Origin of the sequence: Nocardia sp. NRRL WC-3656, assembly GCF_000720265.1 — a bacterium.
Classification (GTDB): Bacteria; Actinomycetota; Actinomycetes; order Mycobacteriales; family Mycobacteriaceae; genus Nocardia; species Nocardia nova.
In genome coordinates, this window is record NZ_JOJF01000004.1 from 116,484 (window position 1) to 136,945 (window position 20,462).

General features: G+C 68.1%; 19 protein-coding genes. 9 read left to right on the forward strand and 10 right to left on the reverse strand.

Features of this window, described 5'->3' with window-relative positions:
* Positions 1 to 368: 368 nt before the first annotated feature.
* Positions 369 to 1,934 carry a fatty-acid--CoA ligase FadD5 gene (gene fadD5 / locus IG65_RS0107615; protein ID WP_030514129.1) on the forward strand — a complete coding sequence of 522 codons (1,566 nt, stop codon included), beginning with the start codon at positions 369 to 371 and terminating at the stop codon, positions 1,932 to 1,934.
* A 157-nt stretch (positions 1,935 to 2,091) separates the two neighbouring features.
* Here fadD5 and IG65_RS0107620 read toward each other — a convergent pair whose 3' ends face one another.
* From IG65_RS0107620 to IG65_RS0107630, 3 genes are all read right to left on the reverse strand, one after another.
* The gene (locus tag IG65_RS0107620) at positions 2,092 to 4,464 is read right to left on the reverse strand and encodes a lysylphosphatidylglycerol synthase transmembrane domain-containing protein (protein ID WP_030514130.1); all 2,373 of its coding nucleotides are present in this window, start codon (positions 4,462 to 4,464) and stop codon (positions 2,092 to 2,094) included.
* Positions 4,465 to 4,712: 248 nt separating this feature from the next.
* A complete protein-coding gene (locus IG65_RS0107625) occupies positions 4,713 to 5,483 on the reverse strand; it encodes an SDR family NAD(P)-dependent oxidoreductase (protein ID WP_231509083.1) in 771 nt (256 codons plus the stop codon).
* Positions 5,470 to 6,243 (reverse strand): 2OG-Fe(II) oxygenase, encoded by a 774-nt coding sequence (locus IG65_RS0107630; protein ID WP_030514132.1) that lies wholly within the window; start codon positions 6,241 to 6,243, stop codon positions 5,470 to 5,472. The genes IG65_RS0107625 and IG65_RS0107630 overlap by 14 nt, the downstream gene beginning before the upstream one ends.
* A 114-nt stretch (positions 6,244 to 6,357) precedes the next feature.
* Between IG65_RS0107630 and IG65_RS0107635 the strand changes: the two genes are divergently transcribed.
* Complete coding sequence (locus tag IG65_RS0107635; RefSeq protein ID WP_231509084.1) at positions 6,358 to 6,957, forward strand: GDSL-type esterase/lipase family protein; 600 nt, start codon at positions 6,358 to 6,360, stop codon at positions 6,955 to 6,957.
* 126 nt (positions 6,958 to 7,083) lie between these two features.
* Complete coding sequence (locus IG65_RS0107640) at positions 7,084 to 7,644, forward strand: dihydrofolate reductase family protein (protein ID WP_030514134.1); 561 nt, start codon at positions 7,084 to 7,086, stop codon at positions 7,642 to 7,644.
* Between the two features lie 12 nt (positions 7,645 to 7,656).
* On the opposite strand, the gene IG65_RS0107645 is transcribed toward IG65_RS0107640, so the two are convergent.
* Genes IG65_RS0107645 through IG65_RS0107655 form a run of 3 tightly spaced genes read right to left on the reverse strand, consistent with a single transcriptional unit; the run spans position 7,657 to position 10,293 of the window.
* The gene (locus tag IG65_RS0107645) at positions 7,657 to 8,010 is read right to left on the reverse strand and encodes a VOC family protein (RefSeq protein ID WP_030514135.1); all 354 of its coding nucleotides are present in this window, start codon (positions 8,008 to 8,010) and stop codon (positions 7,657 to 7,659) included.
* Between the two features lie 36 nt (positions 8,011 to 8,046).
* Positions 8,047 to 9,609, reverse strand: a complete 1,563-nt coding sequence (locus tag IG65_RS0107650) for an NAD(P)/FAD-dependent oxidoreductase (protein WP_030514136.1) — start codon at positions 9,607 to 9,609, stop codon at positions 8,047 to 8,049.
* Between the two features lie 12 nt (positions 9,610 to 9,621).
* Positions 9,622 to 10,293: a class I SAM-dependent methyltransferase gene (locus tag IG65_RS0107655; protein WP_030514137.1), complete on the reverse strand. Its 672-nt coding sequence runs from the start codon at positions 10,291 to 10,293 to the stop codon at positions 9,622 to 9,624.
* Positions 10,294 to 10,389: 96 nt separating this feature from the next.
* Between IG65_RS0107655 and IG65_RS0107660 the strand changes: the two genes are divergently transcribed.
* Complete coding sequence (locus IG65_RS0107660; protein WP_030514138.1) at positions 10,390 to 10,920, forward strand: NUDIX hydrolase; 531 nt, start codon at positions 10,390 to 10,392, stop codon at positions 10,918 to 10,920.
* Positions 10,921 to 10,931: 11 nt separating this feature from the next.
* On the opposite strand, the gene IG65_RS0107665 is transcribed toward IG65_RS0107660, so the two are convergent.
* Both IG65_RS0107665 and IG65_RS0107670 read right to left on the reverse strand, forming a co-directional pair.
* On the reverse strand, positions 10,932 to 11,627 hold the full coding sequence (locus IG65_RS0107665; protein ID WP_030514139.1) for a bifunctional 2-polyprenyl-6-hydroxyphenol methylase/3-demethylubiquinol 3-O-methyltransferase UbiG: 696 nt from the start codon (positions 11,625 to 11,627) through the stop codon (positions 10,932 to 10,934).
* 26 nt (positions 11,628 to 11,653) lie between these two features.
* On the reverse strand, positions 11,654 to 12,676 hold the full coding sequence (locus IG65_RS0107670) for an NAD(P)/FAD-dependent oxidoreductase (RefSeq protein ID WP_036523716.1): 1,023 nt from the start codon (positions 12,674 to 12,676) through the stop codon (positions 11,654 to 11,656).
* 78 nt (positions 12,677 to 12,754) lie between these two features.
* Between IG65_RS0107670 and IG65_RS0107675 the strand changes: the two genes are divergently transcribed.
* Positions 12,755 to 13,345, forward strand: a complete 591-nt coding sequence (locus tag IG65_RS0107675) for a helix-turn-helix domain-containing protein (protein ID WP_030514141.1) — start codon at positions 12,755 to 12,757, stop codon at positions 13,343 to 13,345.
* On the opposite strand, the gene IG65_RS0107680 is transcribed toward IG65_RS0107675, so the two are convergent.
* Positions 13,342 to 14,877 (reverse strand): FAD-binding protein, encoded by a 1,536-nt coding sequence (locus tag IG65_RS0107680; protein ID WP_030514142.1) that lies wholly within the window; start codon positions 14,875 to 14,877, stop codon positions 13,342 to 13,344. The two genes, IG65_RS0107675 and IG65_RS0107680, sit on opposite strands and share 4 nt — an antisense overlap.
* Before the next feature lie 189 nt (positions 14,878 to 15,066).
* Between IG65_RS0107680 and IG65_RS0107685 the strand changes: the two genes are divergently transcribed.
* The 3 genes from IG65_RS0107685 to IG65_RS0107695 all read left to right on the forward strand — a co-directional run bounded on the left by IG65_RS0107685 (position 15,067) and on the right by IG65_RS0107695 (position 17,850).
* On the forward strand, positions 15,067 to 16,335 hold the full coding sequence (locus tag IG65_RS0107685; protein ID WP_036523636.1) for an MFS transporter: 1,269 nt from the start codon (positions 15,067 to 15,069) through the stop codon (positions 16,333 to 16,335).
* Positions 16,336 to 16,440: 105 nt separating this feature from the next.
* Complete coding sequence (locus tag IG65_RS0107690; protein WP_231509085.1) at positions 16,441 to 16,797, forward strand: helix-turn-helix transcriptional regulator; 357 nt, start codon at positions 16,441 to 16,443, stop codon at positions 16,795 to 16,797.
* Between the two features lie 33 nt (positions 16,798 to 16,830).
* Positions 16,831 to 17,850 (forward strand): LLM class flavin-dependent oxidoreductase, encoded by a 1,020-nt coding sequence (locus IG65_RS0107695; protein ID WP_030514145.1) that lies wholly within the window; start codon positions 16,831 to 16,833, stop codon positions 17,848 to 17,850.
* Positions 17,851 to 17,904: 54 nt separating this feature from the next.
* Here IG65_RS0107695 and IG65_RS0107700 read toward each other — a convergent pair whose 3' ends face one another.
* Complete coding sequence (locus IG65_RS0107700) at positions 17,905 to 19,590, reverse strand: cutinase family protein (protein WP_030514146.1); 1,686 nt, start codon at positions 19,588 to 19,590, stop codon at positions 17,905 to 17,907.
* Between the two features lie 251 nt (positions 19,591 to 19,841).
* Between IG65_RS0107700 and IG65_RS0107705 the strand changes: the two genes are divergently transcribed.
* Positions 19,842 to 20,426, forward strand: a complete 585-nt coding sequence (locus IG65_RS0107705) for a helix-turn-helix domain-containing protein (RefSeq protein ID WP_030514147.1) — start codon at positions 19,842 to 19,844, stop codon at positions 20,424 to 20,426.
* Positions 20,427 to 20,462 lie beyond the last annotated feature (36 nt).

The following is a 20,462-nucleotide window of genomic DNA, read 5'->3' on the forward strand; positions in this document are numbered from 1 at the left end:
CTCCGGCACCCCTCGATGCCGGTGTGTGCACAGACTGCCGCCCCTCGGGTGCCTGGCCGCGTGCGAGCCGGGCCTGCCCGGATGGCTCGATACTGGCATGGCGACCGCGTCGGAGACAACAGGATGTGAGCGGCAGTTTGCTGCGAAAGTCTCGAAAGGTCGCGAACTGAGGTCACTGTGAACTCAGCCAAAAACCCAGGTTATCGCCATGAGTTGGCGCGTTCGTGCGAAGGTGCGGTGAACCGGGATTCTCGTATGTAACCCTTGTCACGGCAAAAAGTTAGTTGCTATTCTCGCTGTTGGTTCAGCCGTCGACGCCGCCGGGCCCATTCGGTGGCGAACTCCGACGGTCCGAGAGGAGTTCCTGCATGACCACCGGTGTCCAGACCGACGAACCGATCCGGTCGCGTCGAAACCACTGGAACAACCAGCTCGCCACGCATGCGCTGATGCGCCCGGACGCGGTGGCGATCCGGTTCCGCGGGCAGGACACCACCTGGAAACAGCTGCACGAGCGGTCACTGAAATTCGCCGATGCTCTGGCTCGGCGCGGTGTCGGCTTCGGCGACCGGGTGCTGATTCTGGCGCTCAACTACACCGAGTACCTCGAGGCCGTGTTCGGCATCAACGCGCTGGGCGCGATCGCGGTACCGGTGAACTTCCGGCTCACCCCGCCCGAGGTCGCCTACATCGTGGCCGATTCGGGGGCCGCGGCGATCGTCACCGACTCGCTGCTGCAGCCGCTGGCCACCGGTGTGATGGCGCAGAGCGAGGCGCTGCATACCTGCGTCGTCATCGGCGGCACCACGGGCGAGGGCGTCATCGGCTACGACGACTTCCTCGCCGAGACCGGCGAACCCCATGTGCCGCAGGATATTCCGGAGGACACTCCGGCGTTGATCATGTACACCTCGGGCACCACCGGCAGCCCCAAGGGTGCGATCCTGTCCTACGAGAATCTGAATGCCCAGGCGCTGACCTGCATTCGGGCGATGAACGCCACCCCCGACAGCATCGGCTTCTGCACCTCGCCGCTGTTCCACATCGCCGGACTGGGCTCCCTCGCCCCGGCGTTCATGCTCGGCTCCAAGACCGTGTTGCATCCGCTCGGCGCGTTCAACGCGACCGAATTCCTCGACGCCATCGAGGCCGAACAGGCCACCACCGCCTTCTGTGTCCCCGCGCAGTGGCAGCTGATCTGCGAGGATCCGACGGTCAAGGAGCGCAAGCTGGCGTTGGAGACGTTGAGCTGGGGAGCGGCGCCCGCCTCGGAGACCGTGCTGCGGGCGATGGCCGAATGCTTCCCGAACGCGCAGAACGTCGCGGTCTTCGGCCAGACCGAGATGTCGCCGATCACCTGCGTACTCGAGGGCAAGGACGCGCTGCGCAAACTGGGCTCGGTCGGTAAGCCCATCCCGACCATCCAGGGCCGCGTTGTCGACGACGAGATGAACGATGTCGCGCCGGGCGAGATCGGCGAGATCGTCTACCGCGGGCCGACCATGATGCAGGGCTACTGGAACAAGCCCGAGGCGACCGCGGAAGCCTTCGCCGGCGGCTGGTTCCACTCCGGTGACCTGGTTCGCCAGGACGAGGAGGGCTTCGTCTGGGTGGTCGACCGCAAGAAGGACATGATCATCTCCGGCGGCGAGAACATCTACTGTGCCGAAGTGGAGAATGTGCTGTTCGCGCATCCGAAGATCCACGAGGCCGCGGTGGTCGGCCGGACCCACGAGAAGTGGGGCGAGGTGCCGGTGGCCGTGGTCGCGCTGCTCGACGGCGAAACGCTGACCCTCGAGGAGCTGACCCCGTTCCTCAACGAGAACCTCGCCCGGTACAAGCATCCGAAGGATCTGGTGATCGTGCCGGAGCTGCCGCGCAATGCCAGCGGCAAGGTGGTGAAGGTGCAGCTGCGCAAGGAATACGCGGGCTGACCTTCGGGCAGGGGATCTGCCCGGCACGGCCGAGAACGGGCCTGCGCCGCATATCCGGTCGTGAACGAGCCGCCGAGTCGACACTCGGCGGCTCGTCGCCGTATCGGCCCCGCGGCCGGGTGTTTCGTCCCGCGACCGGTGCGAATCGGCGTGCGGCTCAGATCATGTCGTGCTTGGTGAGCCAGTTCATCAGCGGCCAGCCGCAGAAGACCGGCAACCAGCAGGTCAGTACCCGGTACAGCAGAACCGCCGGCACGCCGATCGTCGCGGGCACGCCGAAGGCGGCCAGACCACCGATCAGCGCCGCCTCCACCGCGCCCACACCACCGGGCGTGGGTGCGGCCGAGGCCAGCGTCCCGCCGATCATCGTCACGACCGTCACGGTCACGAATGTCGTTGCGCCGCCGAATGCTTCGATGGCCGCCCACAGCGCGCCCGCCGCGCCGAGTGTGGTGGTCGCGCAGCCGCCGACGATCATCAGCAGCCGTTTCGGTTCACGCGAGAGCGTGCGCAGTTCCGCGACCACCTCCGCCAGCTGCGGTCGCACCTCGTTGCGCAGCCAGCGCCGCACCGTCGGCACGAACGTGGCCGCACCGACCGCTCCCAGCAGACCACCGGCCAGCAGATACAGCACGGTCGCACTCGGCACGAAATGTTCCAGGTTCGCCGAGACACCGGCGGCCACGCTGAAGACGATCAGCAGCACCACGTGCGTGATCACCTGCACCGCCTGGTTCAGTGCCACTGCCGCGGTCGCCTTCACGGTGCCCAGGCCGCTCTTCTGCAGGAATCGCACACTCAGCGCCAGCCCGCCGACCCCGGCGGGCGTGGTGGTCGCGGCGAAGGTGTTGGCGACCTGCATGCCCAGCAGCTTGCGGAAATTCACCGAGGTCCCGGCACATCCCCACAGCGCCATCGCCGCGCCGACATAGGTGGCGGCCGAGATCGTCAACCCCAGCAGCGCCCACCACCAGTTCGCGGTGCGCAGTTCGGTGAAGAAGGTCGGCACCTGGCTGATGAACGGGTAGGCCACGTACACCAGCGCGATCAGCAGCACCAGCTGCACGATCTGGTTGCGCGAGTAGCGGGTGATCCGCGCGGCCTCGATCCGATCCTTACCGGTCTGCTGGAGTACTTGAGCGCGGACCGTTTTCATCAGTTCGCCGCTGTCGGGCACCGATTTGCGGACCTGGGTGCCGATTCCGTTCTTGGTGAGCCGGCGCGAGGCGTCGAGCACCGCCTGTTCCCCCAGCACGTGAATGGCGGTGGCCACCACCGTTTCCGCCCCGAACAGGGAACTCGTGGTGAGCAACAACTGCGCGATATCGGCGGAGAAGCGGGAGTCGAAGGCGCCGAATTCCGCCGCCATGAAGCCGCCGAACAGCACCCGCCCCTCGGCGATGCGGATTTCCTCGACCCGCAGATCGCCGTGGGTGATCTGGGCGCGATGCATGTTCTGCAGTGACCGCCAGACGTTGGTCAGCACCACCTCACTGTCGCCGGGGGCCAGCTGCCGGCCCCGGGGCGCGGTGTGCGCGTACAGGGTCCAGCCGCGGCTCAGCGCGGCCACCGTCAGCGGTTTGTTGCTGGCCAGTCCCAGATCGCCGAGCGCGATACCCATCAGTGCGCGATGCTCGACCGCGCGGCGCATCGAGGCGAAGGCGGGGGTGCGTTCGCTGCTGCGGAAGGTCAGCCAGCGCCGGACCTGCCGCAACATTCCCCAGCTGCGCTGATTCTGTCCGTACATCTCCACGATCAGCTGGCGATGCGGCCCGGTGTCGGCGCTCAGCAGCAGCGGTCCTGGCCCGGCCGGGCGCAGCACGGTAAACCCGGTGACGGTGTATCCGCGGCCGGCCAGCACCCGGACGGCGGCCTCCAGCGGCACCTCCAATACCGGAGTGCCGACCAGCAGGACGATCACCGCACCGACGAACCAGCCCACCGCGAGCCCGAACATCGCCCGCGAGGGCACCACCAGACTCACGAACAGGTGCAGCGGCACGAACGCGATCAACAGCGCCCACCACAACCGTCGCCAGGATGCCGGCAGCCAGGGACTGGCCACGGTCAATCCGGCGGCCAACATCGCGATCCAGCGCGGATCGTCGAGAAATTGCGACAGGAACGTGTCGAGCTGGCGTGGCACCGCCAGATGCCACTGCGGCGCCGAGATTCCGGATTCGGTGATGGACAGCGCCAGGACCGCGATCAGGCCCGCGGTGACGTAGCCGCTGAGCAGTTTCCATTGCATCCGGAAGATCAGGCGAACGAGAATCGCGAAGGGCAATGCCAGAATCGCGATGCCGTAGAGCAGATAGACCAGGTTGGACTGTTCGGGCGTGAGGAAGCCGACGATGTCGGAGACCGATCGCTCCAGGGCTTCCCAGCGCGGCCGGGTGATGAGCGATCCGGCGACCACCACCGCTACCAGCAGGGCGGACAGCACCACGCGAATGATGTCGCTGGTCCGCCTGATCCGCGGCTGCAGCAGACTGCCGGAGACGGGGATCTCCCGCCCGTCTACTCGCATGTCGTATCGAAACTTTCGGATCGAGGGAGCTGCGTCGGTCCCTGGGTCGGCTCGGGTGTGAGTATGCAGGAGGCCGTCCGAGCGCCCGTCGGCAACACGCCGTTCCCCGGGTTCGCGCAGGTGGGCGTGCGCGTACTCCACACGAGCCGACCGAACTCGGGTGGCTGCTCCGCGTCCGGATCTCCGCTCGCTCGGGCCGAGGCCACCGCGCGAGCGCCCGGGTCTTCGCGGACCGGCAGGGCGCAGCGTCACCCGGGCGGTCCCGAGCCGACCGTGACGGGTTCGAGCGCGTCGGCGTCGCCGACGCTGAAGATACCGCCGGTCATGGTGCCGGTGTCGAGTTCGGCGATCGCGGCCGCGACCAGCTCCGTCGGCACCAGCGCGGGAAAGGAATTGGGGGCGACGGCATTCGCGCGGACCCCGAATTCGGCGAATTCCGCGGCGATATGCCTGGTCAGGTGGTCGAGCGCGGCCTTGGTCGCGGAATAGACGGCCTGCCCGCCGGAGTAGACCCGGGATCCGGACAAACTCGAGACGTTGACGATATTGCGATTGCGCGCCCGATTCTCGTCGCCGCGATGCAGCCAGCAACGCTGCGCGAGCCGCGTCGCCAGTCGCAGCGGCACCTCGACGTTCATCGCGAACTGCGGGGCGAGCGCGTCGAGGGCGGTGTCGCCGTCGACCAGGCCGTTCGGCTCCAGATCCAGCTGCGCCGCATTGTTGACCAGCAGATCGACCCCGCCGAATTTCGCCAGTGCCAGATCCACCACTCGCTCGGCCTCGCCCTCGCGGCGCAGATCGGCGCGCACGACGAAGATGCGGGAGTCGTTCTCCGGAACCGGCTGCCAGGGTTCCAGCGGATCGATGAACCATTCCTCCTGGGAGGGCGCGGCCGGAACCCGATTGCGGCAGACGGCCACGATGTCGTAGTCCCGGTAGTACGCGCGGCAGAACGCATCGCCCAATCGCCCACCCGCCCCGGTGAGCAGGCACACTCGACGGCTGTCACCACTGGACAATGCGGTCCCCTCCCCAGCGGCTCGCCGCCTGCTTCTTGGGCCGGTGCAACCACATCACCACACTGTTGCGGGCCGCGGTGTTGGCGCCGAGGAAGGTGTGCCAGGACCGCGGCGTGCATTCGAAGACGACCATCGAATTGTTCAGCGGCGGAACGACCACCGTGGGTGTCGGCTCCGCGGCGCCGATATCGGCGAACAGTCCCGTCTCGCCGCCGTCGCCCGGCTGCCATTCGCCGTTGCCCAGATAGAACAGCACCGCGACCGCGCGCACCATTTCACGGGCCGGCACCTCCGCGGGCCGGGCGCCGGACTTCAGATCGATATCGTCGCCCGGCAGGCCGACCGTGTCCGGCCCGGGCGCCGCCCCCGGGAACCAGGCCGGGGTGAGGTCGTGGTGCGGCCAGCCGCGCGGACTCCCCGGCGGGTGATGGTGAAGTGAGCCCTCGACGTCGCCGCTGGCCGGGACGCCCGCGACCCGTTCGATCAGGTCGTGCCAGGCGCGCGACAGGAAGACCTCGAGCGGGCCGTTGCGCATCCGGGTCAGGCTCGCGCCGGAGGCGCCGTAGCCCGCGGCAACCGGACCGAACAGGTCCTGGCGATCGGTGCGCACTCGTTCGAATTCGACCGCGAGCCGCTGGTAGAACTCGGCGACGAAGACGTCGCGGACGTAGACGTGGGGGAAGGGGCGGGTGCGGCGAATCCATCGCCGATGTGCCAGCAGATCGATGAACCAGCGCGGCAACGGCGCCTCGGACAACATACAAGCTCCCTCCCGGACTACCCCGCCGATCTTATTGCCTTCCCGGTACCGCGCCGAGTTCGTCCCGGTTTGTGCAACCATCACCCGGTGGTGCGCGACGTTCGGGTCTGTTTCGTGGGAGATTCTCTGGTTGCGGGACTGGGAGATCCACAGTGTCTCGGATGGGCGGGCCGGCTCGCCGGGCGTGCGACAGCGGCCGGAATACCGCTGACCTACTACAACCTCGGGGTGCGACGCCAGACCTCCTCCGATATCGCCGCCCGCTGGGAGGCCGAATGCGGACAGCGATTATCCGGCGAGGTCGACGCGCGGATCGTCTTCTCCTTCGGCGTCAACGACACGCTGTGGGAAAACGGGGCGATCCGGGTGCCGGCGGACGAGTCCGCGGCCAATCTCCGCCGCATGCTGCGCCGCTGCGCCGAACTCGACTGGACCGTCCTGGTGGTCGCCCCGCCGCCCTGTATCGACGACGAACAGAACACGCGCACAATCGAATTGGACGATCGGTTCACCGAAATGTGCTCGGGCGAACAGGTTCAGTATCTTCGCGTTCACCAACCGCTGCGCCACAACGACATCTGGATGCGCGAACTGCGCGTGGGCGACGGCTACCATCCCGGCGCGCCGGGCTACGAGCAACTGGCGGCCATGATCGGCCCGCACTGGCTGCAATGGCTGACCGAACCTCGCACCCGCCTCCCCACGGTGAGCTGATCCGCCGTATTCCTCCGCACCGCGTTTTTCTCCGCACCGATTAGTTAGCGTTGTTCGTCCCGTCTTCATGGTTCGAACGCATCGGCCGACCGGGCCGGTGACAGGTTGCAGAGGAGCAGGTCAATCATGGGGAAGATCGTTGTCGCCGAGTTCGTTTCGCTGGACGGATTCATCCAGGATCCGCTGTGGACCGCACCCTTCTGGTGCGACGGCATCGCGAAATACAAATCCGGTGAGCTGGAGGCGGTCGACGCCTTGCTGCTGGGCCGCACCACGTATCAGATGTTCGCCGCGTCCTGGCCGGACCACCCGGAAGAGGGTGCGTACAAGGACAAGATGAACGGCATGCCCAAGTATGTGGCGACCGATTCGCTGCGTGATCTGGAGTGGAACGCTCAGCGCATCGAGGGCGATCTCGCCGCCGGCATCGCGAAACTGCGGACCGAGCAGAACCTGCTGGTCTTCGGCAGCGCTTCGCTGGTGAAGTACCTGCGCGAACACGAACTGGTCGACGAGTACCGCCTGGTCGTCTACCCCGTCCTGCTGGGCAGCGGCCTGCGGCTGTTCGAGTCCGTCGAGCCGGAAGCCACCCTCGCCCTCGCCGAATCCGAGGTGCTCGACAACGGCGTCGTCCTCACCACCTATCGGGTCACCGGCAATTCGGTGGTGCGACCCAGCTTCGGCTGACCGGCCCGCCACTCATTCGCGGTGGCGGACGATATTGAGCACGTTGCCGTCCGGGGCGCGGACCAGGAACCGGCGAACTCCCCAGGGCTCGGTGGTGAGGGGATGGACGATCTCGTAGCCGAGGCGTTGCGCCTGCGCATAGGCGGAGTCGACGTCGTCCACCAGCACCGACGCGACGGAGTCCGCGGGCGCGGCCGCGTCCTGCGTGACGAGTTGGACGGCGGCGCCCGTATCCGGGGACGTGTAGCGGGCAACCCAGCCCAGATCGAATTCCTCGGTGCTCAGGCCGAGGAATTCGGTGTAGAAATCGCGGGCGGCCTCGATATCGGCCACTCGAAGGTTGGCCAAGATGCGATGGGTGCGCATGCGGTCCTCCTGTCCGCCGGGCATCGGTCGGTAATGCTAGTCCGCCGCGGGGGCGGTGCGGCCCATAATCTCCAGTACCGCCATGGCCGCGTTGTGACCGCCGATTCCGCTCACGCCACCGCCGCGGACCGCGCCGGCACCGCACCGGAAGATGTTGCGATGGCCCGTGCCGACTCCCCAGCGAGCGGCGGGCGCGGAATCGTCGTCGGTGCGAAACGGAAAATCCAAGTCGCCGTGGAAGATATGGCCGCGTGGCAGGCCGAGTTCGGCCTCCAATTCCAACGGCGTTCTGGCCTCGATACACGGATCGCCGTTCGCATCCGTGGCGAGACAGCCGGAAAGCGGCTCGGCCAGAACGGCATCCAGTTGCCGCAGCGTCGAAGCCAGCAGTTCGTCGCGTGAGCCGTGCTCGAAAAGGGTTGCCGGAGTGTGCAAACCGAACAGGGTCAGTGTATGCATGCCCTGTTCGGCGGCCTCGGAACCGAGAATCGACGGGTCCGTCAGCGTATGGCAGTAGATCTCCGACGGCGGGGCGCTCGGGAATCGCCCACCGGCCGCCTCGCGATAGGCCCGTTCGAGCTGGTCGTAACCCTCCGCGATGTGGAACGTGCCCGAGAACGCCGCGTGCGGATCGATCTCGGTGCGTAGCCGGGGGAGCCGGCGCAGCAGCATGTTCACCTTGAACTGACTGCCCTCGGGCAGCACGTCGACCGGCTCGCCCAACAGCCGGGCGAGGGTCGCGGGCGCCGCGTTGACCAGGATGTGGCGGGCATCGGCCAGACCGGATTCGTCCGGCGTGTCGAACCGGACCCGCGCTGTGTCGCCGTCGGTGTCGATCCCGGTCACCGTGCACGACGTGCGCACCCGCGCCCCCGCTCGCCGCGCCGCATCGGCGAGGGCATCGGTCAGCGCGCCCATCCCGCCGACCGGCACGTTCCACTCGCCGGTCCCGTTGCCGATCACGTGGTAGAGGAAGCAGCGATTCTGCCGCAACTCCGGATCGTGCGCGTGCGTGAACGTGCCGATCAGCGCATCGGTGAAGACCACGCCGCGCACGGTGTCGTCCCGGAATCGCGCCTCGACGGTTTCGCCGAGCGGCCGCTCGAACAGCATCTCCCAGGCGTCCGGATCGTCGAGCACTCGCTGTAGTTCGGCACGGGTGGGCAGCGGCCGCAGCATGGTCGGAAAGATCCGCTGCGCGGCCCGCGCGGTCGTCGCGTAGAACCGTTGCCACGCCTCGAAATCCGCATCGGATCCGGTGACCCGGCGAAAGCTCTCGCGGGTTCGTCCGGCATCGGCCGTATCGACGAGCAACCCGGTGTCGCCGACCGGCGTGTACGACGAGATCCGCCGCTCGCGGGTCCGGAACCGCAGATCCAGATCCCGGACGATCCGATCCGGAAGCAGACTCACCAGATACGAATACCGCGACAGTCGCGCATCGATCCCGGCGAACACCCGCTCCGACACCGCCGCTCCACCGGTGTGGTCCTGCCGCTCGAGGACCAGTACCGACAGTCCGGCGCGCGCCAGGTACGCCGCGGCCACCAGCCCGTTGTGCCCGCCGCCGACGATGACGACGTCATAGGAGTCGCGCATCAGCCCTGGATATCACGAATCCGCGCGACCCGCTTCCGATCCGCCGGGTGTCGCGGACTTGCGCACCAGCAGATATCCGTGCGGGCACCGCTCGTCGGGTTCCGGGGGTCGCACCATCCGGGTCACCGGGACGAACCCGTGCGGCCGCAGCATCTGCGTGAGGCGTTCGGGAGACCACCGCACCACCGGCGCCACCTTGTGGTCGTACGGTTGCCGGTCGGCGCCGTCGTCGGCCGCCTGAAACGCCAGCATCAGATAACCCCCGGCGGCCAGTGCGCGAGCGAATTCCGCGAACAGATCCGGCAATTGCTCCGGCTGCATATGAATGATGCTGTACCAGGCCACAATTGCGCCGAACCCGCCGTCGGCGACGTCCAGCTTCTCCATCGAGCCCTGTTCGAATCGCAGATGCGGATGGACCTCGCGGGCCATCCGGATCATTTCTGCCGAGGCGTCGAGCCCGAAGGTGTTCAGCCCCAACCCATCCAGATATCCGGTGATCCGGCCCGGACCACATCCCAGGTCTGCCACCGGACCGCGGTCCTCGGCCTGTACCAACTCCGCGAACAGCCCCAGCATCGCCCGATCGACCGGCGCGTTCACCATCGCATCCCGGAAGAGGTTGGTATAGAGCTCCGCCACCCCGTCGTATGCGGCCGCGACCGCATCGGAATTCGCACTCACTCCGGCAGCCTACCCACGCCGAGCCCGGACCCTTCCGGGTTTCGGCGCGTAGGGTCGCGGCATGGCCACCTCGACGCAGCACCGGGAGGCGGACGGATGAGAACGCTCACCTCCCGTATCGTGTATCGAAATCCCTGGATCGAGGTCCGCGAGGACAGTATTCGCCGCGCCGACGGCTCCACCGGCATCTACGGCGTGGTCCACCGGGCGGAATTCGCGGTGGTGGTGCCGCTGGAGGGCGACCGCCTGCATCTGGTCGAGCAGTTCAGATACCCACTGGGACAACGGTGCTGGGAGTTCCCGGCGGGCGCGCTGCCGGGTGGCGAGTCCGACGACCCGGTCGAGATCGCCCGCCGCGAACTGCGCGAGGAGACCGGTCTGCGCGCCGGCGACCTGACCCACCTCGGCATCCTCGACGCCGCACCGGCCACGCTGGCCCAACGCGGCCACGCCTACCTGGCCACCGGTCTCACCGCGGGCGAACCCGAACGCGAACCCGAAGAACAGGACATGCGGTCCCAGTGGTTCGAGCGCGGCGTCGTGGAACGGATGATCCGCACCGGCGAGATCACCGACTCCCAGACCATCGCCGCCTACGGTCTGCTCCTGCTCCACGAGCGCCGCTGATCCGGCGGTGGTCAGCGCTTCCGGGCTCGGAAAACGCTGTCCCGCAGTGTGATCGACTCCCCGCTCGAACGGACGACGGATCGCGTCCGGCTCTCGACCAGCTGGATATCCCAGCGATCCGGCACCAATCCGGCGGCGATCTGCTCGGCGGTGACGTGCACGTGGGAAGCGGAGGTGTGGGCGGCCGACTCGTGATCACCGGGGGCGTGGCCGACGATGAACAGCGTTCCGCCCGGCGCCACGGCGGCGGCCAGGCGCTCGAACAGGGCGTCGTTCGAATCGACCGGGTGTACGTAGCATGCGCAGACCAGGTCGAAGCGGTTCTCGCCCGCGTCCCACTGCGTCATATCCGCTGCGTGCCAATCGATTCGACCGGCGATGTCGCGGCCGGCCCGATCGGCGCGCTCCCGGCCGCGCGCGACGGCCGCCGTCGCGATGTCGACGGCGGTGACCCGCCAGCCCTGCCGGGCCAGCCAGATCGCCTCCGCGCCCTCACCGCAGCCGGCGTCCAGGGCCGTGCCGGGCGGCAGGCCGGCGAGTTCGCCGGTGAGGTGGGGATTGGGTTCGCTCTCGGAGGCCGAACCGGCGCCGTGATAACGCTGATCCCAATAGTGCCGGTCGAATTCCCGTCCGGCGGAGCCGTGCCGATGCTCGTGGTGTGCGTGATCACCGGTCGTGTCGCCGCCGGTCGGATGGCTGCCGCTCATGTCGGCTCCTTCGGTGGGGTGCGAGTTCACAGGCCGTGGCGCCGATCGCCGAGCACGCGGTCGGCGAGCTCCCTCTCATCGTCGGCGGAGAATCCGCGTCGATGCCGTTCCACCGCCCGGCGCGTCTCCTCCTCCACCAGATCGGCATTGATCTGCGCGGCCGCGAACGCGCCCGCGGCGGCCGCCGCACCCACCTGTGCGCTCAGGTCGGTGACATTGCCCGCCGCCCACACGCCCGGAACGTCGGTGCGGCCCATCGCATCGGTCGCAATGTATTCGCCTGCGCCCGACGGATGGTCGACAGGCTCGAGGCCGAGTTTGCGAAGGATCTCGGATCGCGCGACCATGCGCGGGCCGACGGTGATCACCTCGCGTGCCACCACCGTTCCGTCGGCGAGCCGCACACCGGTGATGTGGTCTCCGGCGACCTCGAGCGCCGCCACTTCCCCCGTGATCACCGGAATACCCCGCGCGGCAAGCTTTTCCGCCTCCTCGCCGCCGGGTGCGTCCATGGTGTGGGTGAACAGGACGACATCGTCGGTCCACTGCCGGAACAGCAGCGCGCCGTGGACGGACATCGGGCCGTTGGCGATCACCCCGATCCTGCGGTCCCGGACCTCCCATCCGTGGCAGTACGGGCAGTGCACGACATCGCGGCCCCAGCGTTCCCGCAGGCCCGCGATATCCGGAATCTCGTCGACCAAGCCGGTGGTCACCAGCAGGCGGCGCGCTCGCACGGTCCGCCCGTCGGCGAGTTCCAGGAGAAATTCGCCGTCCTCGCGGACAGCGCCGGTGATCTCACCGGACACGATGTGCCCGCCGTAGCCGCGCACCTCGGTGCGGCCGCGGGCGAGCAGTTCCGCCGGCGGCATCCCTTCCCGGCCGAGCAGTCCGTGCACCCCGTCGGCCGGGGCGTTGCGGGGTGCGCCGGCGTCGACCACCGCCACCGATCGGCGGGCTCGCGCCAGCATCAACGCGCCGTTCAACCCCGCTGCCCCACCGCCGACGATCACCACGTCGTAGTTGCTGTTCAGCTCATCGGTCACCATGACCACCTCCTGGCGTCCACCGTGCCGGATACACCGAGAATATGGCAAACATCTTTGCTGAAATGGCAAACTGGGTTCATGGACGAGAACCTGGACCGAGCGCTCGACGCCGTGGGCCCGCGGCTGCGCGCACTACGGCAACAACGCCAGACCACGCTCGCCGATCTGTCCACGACGACCGGCATCTCGGTGAGCACCCTGTCCCGCCTGGAATCGGGCGACCGCAAGCCGACCCTCGAACTGCTGCTGCCGCTGGCCCGGGCCCACGGCGTCACGCTCGACGAACTCGTCGACGCCCCGCCCACCGGCGACCCGCGCATCCATCTGCGACCGATCACCCGGCACGGGATGACGATGCTGCCGCTGACCCGGCGCGCGGGCGGCATTCAGGCCTACAAGATGGTGATCCACCCCGAGAACCGCCGCGGCGAACCGGATCCGCAGACCCACGAGGGGTACGAGTGGCTCTACGTCCTCAACGGACGTCTCCGCCTGATCCTCGGCGAACACGACCTCGTGCTGGCCCCGGGCGAGGCCGCTGAACTCGATACTTGCGTCCCGCACTGGTTCGGCCCGGCCGACGAACAGTCCGTCGAATTCCTGAGCCTGTTCGGCAAACAGGGCGAGCGCGCCCACGTGCGCGCCCGCCCCAGAGCCGGCGGGGACTAGCGTCCGGCCATATCCAGCGCGGCCAGATGGCTGAACAGCACCGATGCCCCGATCGGATTACCGCCGCCGGGATAGACGGTTCCGCTCACCGCGGCCATGGTGTTACCCGCGGCGTACAGCCCGGGAATCGGGGTGCCGGATTCGTTCAGCACCCGAGCGGTCGTATCGGTGCGCAACCCGCCCTTGGTGCCCAGGTCGGAGATGCCGAAGGCGGCGGCGTGGAAAGGTCCCTTCCGAATCGGCACCAGCGGTGACTTTCCTTCCGAGAAGGCGCGATCGTAGGCCTCGTCACCGCGCCCGAAATCCTCGTCGACGCCGCGGTCGGCGAAGTCGTTGAATCGGTTCACAGTGTCGGCCAGCGCCTGCGCCGGAACGCCGATCTTCTCGGCGAGTTCGTCCAGGGTCGCCGCACTGTGCCGCAGCCCCGCGCGCACATACTCCTCGTGCTCGACCATCGGCACGTTGCTGGCCTGCACCGGTGGTACCGGGCCGGCGCTGTCGTCGTAGATCATCCAGAAGGGCAGTGTCATGGAACCCTCGTCCAGGCGGGCGATGATGTCGCGGCCCAGCCGGTCGTAGGGTGCGGATTCGTTGACGAAACGCTGTCCCGCCCCGTCGACGAATATGCCCCCGGTGAACCACAGCGCGAACGCCGCACGGCCGTCGGGATGAATCATTCCCGGCGACCACCACGCCTGATCCATCAGATCGGTATCGGCGCCGACCGCCATTCCGGCCTCGTGCGTCCTGCCCTGATTTCCCCAGGGCCCCATGGTGTCCCGCGCTTGTCCGGGGACGCCGAAGCGCCGGCGCAGGTCGTCGTTGCCTTCGAAACCACCCGCCGCCAGCAGAACTCCCTTGCGGGCCCGGATGGCGACCCGCGTGCCCTCGCGTTCCACGATCGCGCCGGCCACCGCGCCGTTCTCGGTGACCAGCTCGACGAGCGGGGTGTTCAGCTGCAGCGAGACGTGGGGATACTTCGACAGCGCCAGCAGGAACCGCCCGACCAGGGCGCGGCCGCCGATCAGATATTTCGGCTGCGGCTCGCCCAGCCGATCGGTCCCCAGCGGGCCGCGCACGGCTGCGGCGAGTTCCCCCAGCGTCGCGGCGGGCAGGGGCGCCGGAACGATATGACGCTTACCGTCGGTGCGAGCCTTCGGCGCCGCCCCGAAGTAGTCCGGCCACGGGAACATCTGGAATTCGAAACTGTCGTCGCTCTCCAGGTACTCGATCACCCGGGCGCCGTTGCGGATATAGGTCTCCTGCAGGTCGGCGGGTGTGCGATCACCGACGACCGCGCGGAAATAGGTGAGCGCGTCCTCGAAGGTGTCGTCCACACCGGCCCGCCGCAGCACCGGGTTGCACGGAAACCACACTCCGCCGCCGCCCGAATACGAGGTGGTGCCGCCGAATTTCTCGGTCGCCTCCACCACGGCCACCGAAAGTCCTTCCCGCGCAGCGGTATAGGCGCCGGCCAAACCGCCGCCTGAACCCGCGACCAGTACATCGACTTCTTCGTTCCAGTCCGTCACCGCACACTCCCAGCACTCGTCTGTGCTCACGGTAAGCGCTCGGCGCCCACGCGTCACCGATGATCCCGATGGTCAGGAACGGGGTGGTCGCCGCGGCCGATCCGTGTCACCGCGATACAACCGGCGGTTGTGGCCGCGCGCGTGTCGGTTGTTTGCGCGCCGCCGGGGCCGATTGCTTCGATCCCCTCGATGATGAATCGTTCGCTGGGCACCTCGTTCACCCGGCTCTGGTCCGCCTACGCGGTGAGCACCTTCGGCACCTACCTGGCTCTGGATGCGCTACCCCTGATCGCGATCCGCGTGCTGCACACCGGACCGGGCGCGGTCTCGGCACTGGCCGCCGCCGGTCCGGCGGTCGGCGTGGTGCTCGCCCTGCCGCTCGGCCCCTGGGTCGAGTACCGGCCGAAACGTCCGGTGATGGTCGCGACCGATCTACTGCGCTTCGCCGCCATGCTCAGTATTCCGGTCGCCTTCGCCTTCGCCTTCGGCGTACTCGGTTACGCGCAACTGCTCATCGTCTCCGTGGTGGTGGCCGCGGCCGATATCGCCTTCCGCGCGGCGAGTGGCGCCTACCTGAAAAGCGTTGTCTCGCACGAGGATCTGCTCGCCGCCAACGGCAGATTCGAATCCACCACCTGGACCGCGACCGCGCTGGGGCCGCCGCTGGGCGGTACCGCGATCGGATTGTTCGGTCCGGTCACGACCGTCCTCGCGGACGCGTGCAGCTATCTGCTGTCCGCCGCGGCGCTCGGCTCGATCCGCGCCGGCGAACCGCGTCCGGATCGCGGGAAGGCCGCGCGCACCCGCGCCGCCGATCTGTTCGCGGGCTGGCGCTATCTGCTGGCCCATCCCGGTCTGCGGCCGCTGCTTCTCAACTCCGTCGCCGTGAACGGGCTGATCATGGCGACCGCGCCGGTGCTGGCCGTGCTGATGCTCGGTCGCCTCGGCTTTCCGACCTGGCAGTACGGGCTGGCATTCGGAATCCCCTGCCTGGCGGGCCTGCTCGGCTCCCGGCTGTCGCCTCGGCTGGTCCGGCGGTACGGGGAACGCCGGATCGTCCTGGTCGCCGGCAGCCTGAGGGCCTGCTGGCCGATCGGATTGGCAGGGATCACCGCGGGGCTCGATGGTCTGGTGCTGGTGATTCTCGTCGAGGCCGGTCTCATCGCGAGCATCGGGATCTTCAATCCGGTGATGGCGACCTACCGCCTGCAGCGCACGGATCCGGGAGTGGTGGCACGCATGTTGACGGCGTGGTCGATCACCGGAAAGGCCACCACCGCGATACTGACCGCACTGTGGGGCGTGCTGGCTCAACTCACCGGCCCGCGCACCGCACTCGCCGTCGCCGGTGTGCTGTTGCTGGCCACGCCGTTGCTGCTGTTCCGAGGCGGATACGTCGACGCGGACGCCGCGGTGGAACCGTCGCAGCCGGCGCCGGAGCCGATGCGGCAGGGGTGACCGTCGACCCGGGTGATGAGCGACCCGGGTGATGAGCGACACAGTGCCGTGCCGCTGTCCGGCGCCTAAATTCGTTAATTAGCGAAATGCCGAAGGATGGTGGATGTGCGCGACAGCGGATCGGCCCGCGCGGGAGACCTCGCCGAGGTGAGCGAGGCCGAATGCGAGATGCTCGAGGAATGCAAGGCCCTGGCCAACCGGACCAGGCTGCAGATCCTGCACTGGCTCAAAGACCCGCACGCGAATTTCGCTGAACTGGACCAGGATTCGGCCGAACTCGGCGTCTGCGTCGGACTGATCCAGCGGCGGGCCGGAACGTCGGCCTCGACCGTCTCCGCCCATCTGGCGGTACTGCAGCGCGCGGGCTTCCTCACCGCCACCCGGCGCGGGCAGTGGACGTACTACCGCCGCGACGAGGCCCGCATCCGGCACTTCACCGACCGACTACACCGCGTGCTCTGATCCACGCACCCCCGAGTACGAAAGGCAGCGACCATGCCTACCGCCACTGAGCCCACCGCCCTGTCCATCCTCGACCTCGCGTCGGTGGCACCCGGCGCGACCGCGCGCGAGAGTTTCGCCAACAGCGTCGCCCTCGCCCAGGTCGCCGAGCGCAGCGGATATCGGCGCGTCTGGTACGCCGAACACCACAACATGCGCTCGATCGCATCCAGCGCCACCAGCGTGCTCATCGGCCACGTCGCCGAACACACCGAGACCATCCGGCTCGGTGCGGGCGGCATCATGCTGCCCAACCATTCCCCGCTGGTCATCGCCGAACAGTTCGGCACCCTCGAAACGCTCTTCCCCGGCCGCATAGATCTCGGCCTCGGCCGCGCGCCCGGCAGCGATCAGAAGACGATGCTTGCCCTGCGCCGCGATCCGCATTCGGCCGACTCGTTCCCGCAAGACGTTCTGGAGCTGCAGGGATATCTGAGCGGCCGGTCGCGGATCCCCGGTGTGGAGGCCGTGCCGCGTGCGGAAGGCATCGTGCCGCTCTACATCCTGGGTTCCTCGCTGTTCGGCGCCCAGCTCGCGGCGCATCTCGGCCTGCCGTACGCGTTCGCATCGCACTTCGCACCCGACGCACTCCACCAGGCGGTCGAGGTCTACCGCGAGAAGTTCCAAGCCTCCGAACAGCTTTCCGAACCGTATGTGATGGCCGGCGCCAACGTGTTCGCCGCCGAGACCCACGACGCGGCGATCGCGCAGAAGACCGTCTCCTACCGGGCCCGCGCCCGCATGATGATCTCCCGCGGCGCCGGCACGGCGACCTTCACCGACGCGGAGATCGACGCCTTCCTCGCCTCCCCGAACGGCGCCCAGCTGTCCTCGATGACGCGCTACACCGCCGCCGGCACCGCCGACGAAGTGCGCGACTACCTCGACGAATTCGCCACCTCGATCGGCGCCGACGAGCTGATCCTCGTCCACCACGCCACCGATATCGCCGACCGCGTCCGATCGGTCGAACTGACCGCGGCCGCGATGCTCGCCGAGCGAGCGGCCAACTGAAACGGCCGGGCCCGTTGCTACGGGCCCGGCCGTTGTCGGCTCACCTGGGGTCGGCTACTTCGTGGCCGTCGTGGTCGGCGCCGCCGACGTGGTGGTCGGCTGCGTCGTCGTCGGCTCGGTGGTGGTCGACTGGGTGGTGGGCGGTGCCGTGGTCTCGACCGGGGCCGCGACCTGCGTCCGAGCCGGCGGTTCGGCCGGCGCGACGGTGGTAGTCGTGGTGGCCGGGGCCTGCGTGGTGGTCTGCGCCGTGCTGCTGTTGGTGGTCGTCGGCGTCGCGGTCGTCGGCGCGGGCTGAGTGGTGGTCGGTGCCGGGCTCGTGGTCGTCGCCGCCTTGGCGTCCGCCGCCTTGGTGTCCTGGACGGTCTTGTACGCCGCCTGGACGTCGGCCTGCGTCGGCTGCGACTTCGGGTCGATCTGCTGACCCGCCTGCGCCTGCTGAGCCAGATGGGTGAGCCACGCCGCCGCATACTCGGCCGAGGTCATCGGCTTGCCGTTCGCGGCATCCGAATCGCGCCAGTAATCGAAGTGGTGACCGGTGCCGTTGGGGCCCAGGGTCAGCTGGTACGGATCACTCATGATCACCGGGATCGTGTTCTGGTTGGTGACGATCAGGCCGATGATCTCGTTGAGCACCTTCTGCGGCAGATAGGCCAGCGGCGCCATCTGATCGGTCGAAATCGACTGTGCCGGAGCGGGTGCGGGCGGATTGTCGCCCGGCTTGTAGCCCGGCTCGGACACCTTCAGCAGCACCTGCAGGAAGGTCTCGTTACTGGCCATCCAATTCGGCTGCGACGCGATGTAGGAGAAGGCGTTCATCGCGATCCGGCCCAGCGTGACCGCCACGTCCTGACCCGTCGCGGGCGTCAGCCCCTCGTTCTGCAAGGCGTCGACGTTCAACTGCCGGCCCACGTTCGCGGCCAGCTGCAGCAGCGAAATGTTCTGCGGCGCAGCGCACGTGAGATCGCCTTCGGAGCAGAAGGAGGCGACCTTGCCGTTCAGCGCACCGAAGTCGCCGGCCTGGTCGGGCAGCGCGCCCTGTCCGGAGATCGGCTTGTTGCCGTTCTGGTAGTTCTGATCGAAGCCGTCGGGATGGTTGGGATCCTGGGCGCCGGGGAACGGGCCATCGCCCGCGGTACGACCGGCATCCGCCAGAATCACCACGCCCAGAACGTTTTTCGGGTCGACGACATCGTATTTGCCGTCGGCGCCCGGCTGGTCGTGGCCGATGCCCATGGCCACGCGGCGCGCGACGTCGGCGCCCTCGCTGTAGCCGACGATGGAGAACTTGGTGTCCGGGCAGGCCTGCGCGATGTCGTGCATGACCTTCTCGGCATTGGCCACACCGGTGTCGACCGCTTGCTCGTAGGTGCTCATATTCGCCGGATACGCGATGTAGACCGCGGCATAGGAACCCGGATCGACCTTGTCGGCGGGTGCGTTGACCACCGGATCGACCCAGTGGCTGCTGTAATCACTCGACAGCGCCGCCGGCAGCGCATTGCCGTTCGCGTCGACCAGCATGGCCGTCTTGTTCGGGTCCGGGCTGTCGTTGCGACCGGCCACCGAGATGGTCACCATGTCGTGACATTCGGTGACCGAAGAGGTGAGCCGCGTATCGCGGGTCTCGGGCGTCGCCATCAGGCCCCACGAGGCCGCGACAATGGCCGCCACCCCCAAAACTGCTGGTCCGGCGGCCGCGGAGGCGATGCGGTGCCGTTTGATGAACTCGCGAAGAGCCATGTCCTGATCCCCAATTCGGTCCGACAAGAAAGCGGGACAGGCCCCCCGACGGGCCGTGTGTGTCACGAGAGGTGTCGGGAACCACAGGCCTGGTGTTACCAGCCGGAACAGTTCTGTGATCTGAACCGCGACCTGTAAACACGAAGCCCCGCCGCAGCGATAAGGCCCTTTTCTCCGCCGCGAAGAGGACCGCTTTGACGATCCGGCAAATTTCTTTGCATTCGGGGCGCGGCACCGGTCACGGTGAGGGCGTGGACGACGGCTTCGAACCGGTAGTGGCAGCGCTGGGACCACGGCTGCGTGAGTTGCGCCGCCGCAGCGGCAGGACGCTGGCCGAGCTTTCGGCCGGAACAGCGATTCCGGTCAGCACCCTGTCGCGGCTCGAGTCCGGGCAGCGCAAACCCGGACTCGAACAGTCGCTGGCACTCGCCCGGGCCTACCGGATTCCGCTGGACGAACTGATCGGCGCCCCGGCGAGCGGTGACCCCCGCGTCTATCCACAACCGTTCAGACGCGACGGCATGACCGTCATCCCGCTGACTCGCAATCTCGGTGGCCTGCAGGTATTCCGCCAGATCCTGCCCGCCGGAGGCGGCCACCGCGAGCCGGCGCCGCGCTCGCACGAGGGTTACCACTGGCTGTATGTGCTCGACGGCCGGTTGCGCGTGGTGCTCGGCGACCAGGACCTGATACTCGGCACCGGCGAGGTTGCCGAATTCGACACCCACCTCCCGCACTGGTTCGGCAACGCCGATGCCCGCCCGGTGGAATTCTTGAGCATCCTCGGTCCCCAGGGCGAACGTTTCCACCTGCGAGCGCGCTACCGTCCGAACTGAATTCGCCAACCGCGGCGGATCGATGAATCGCTCGTA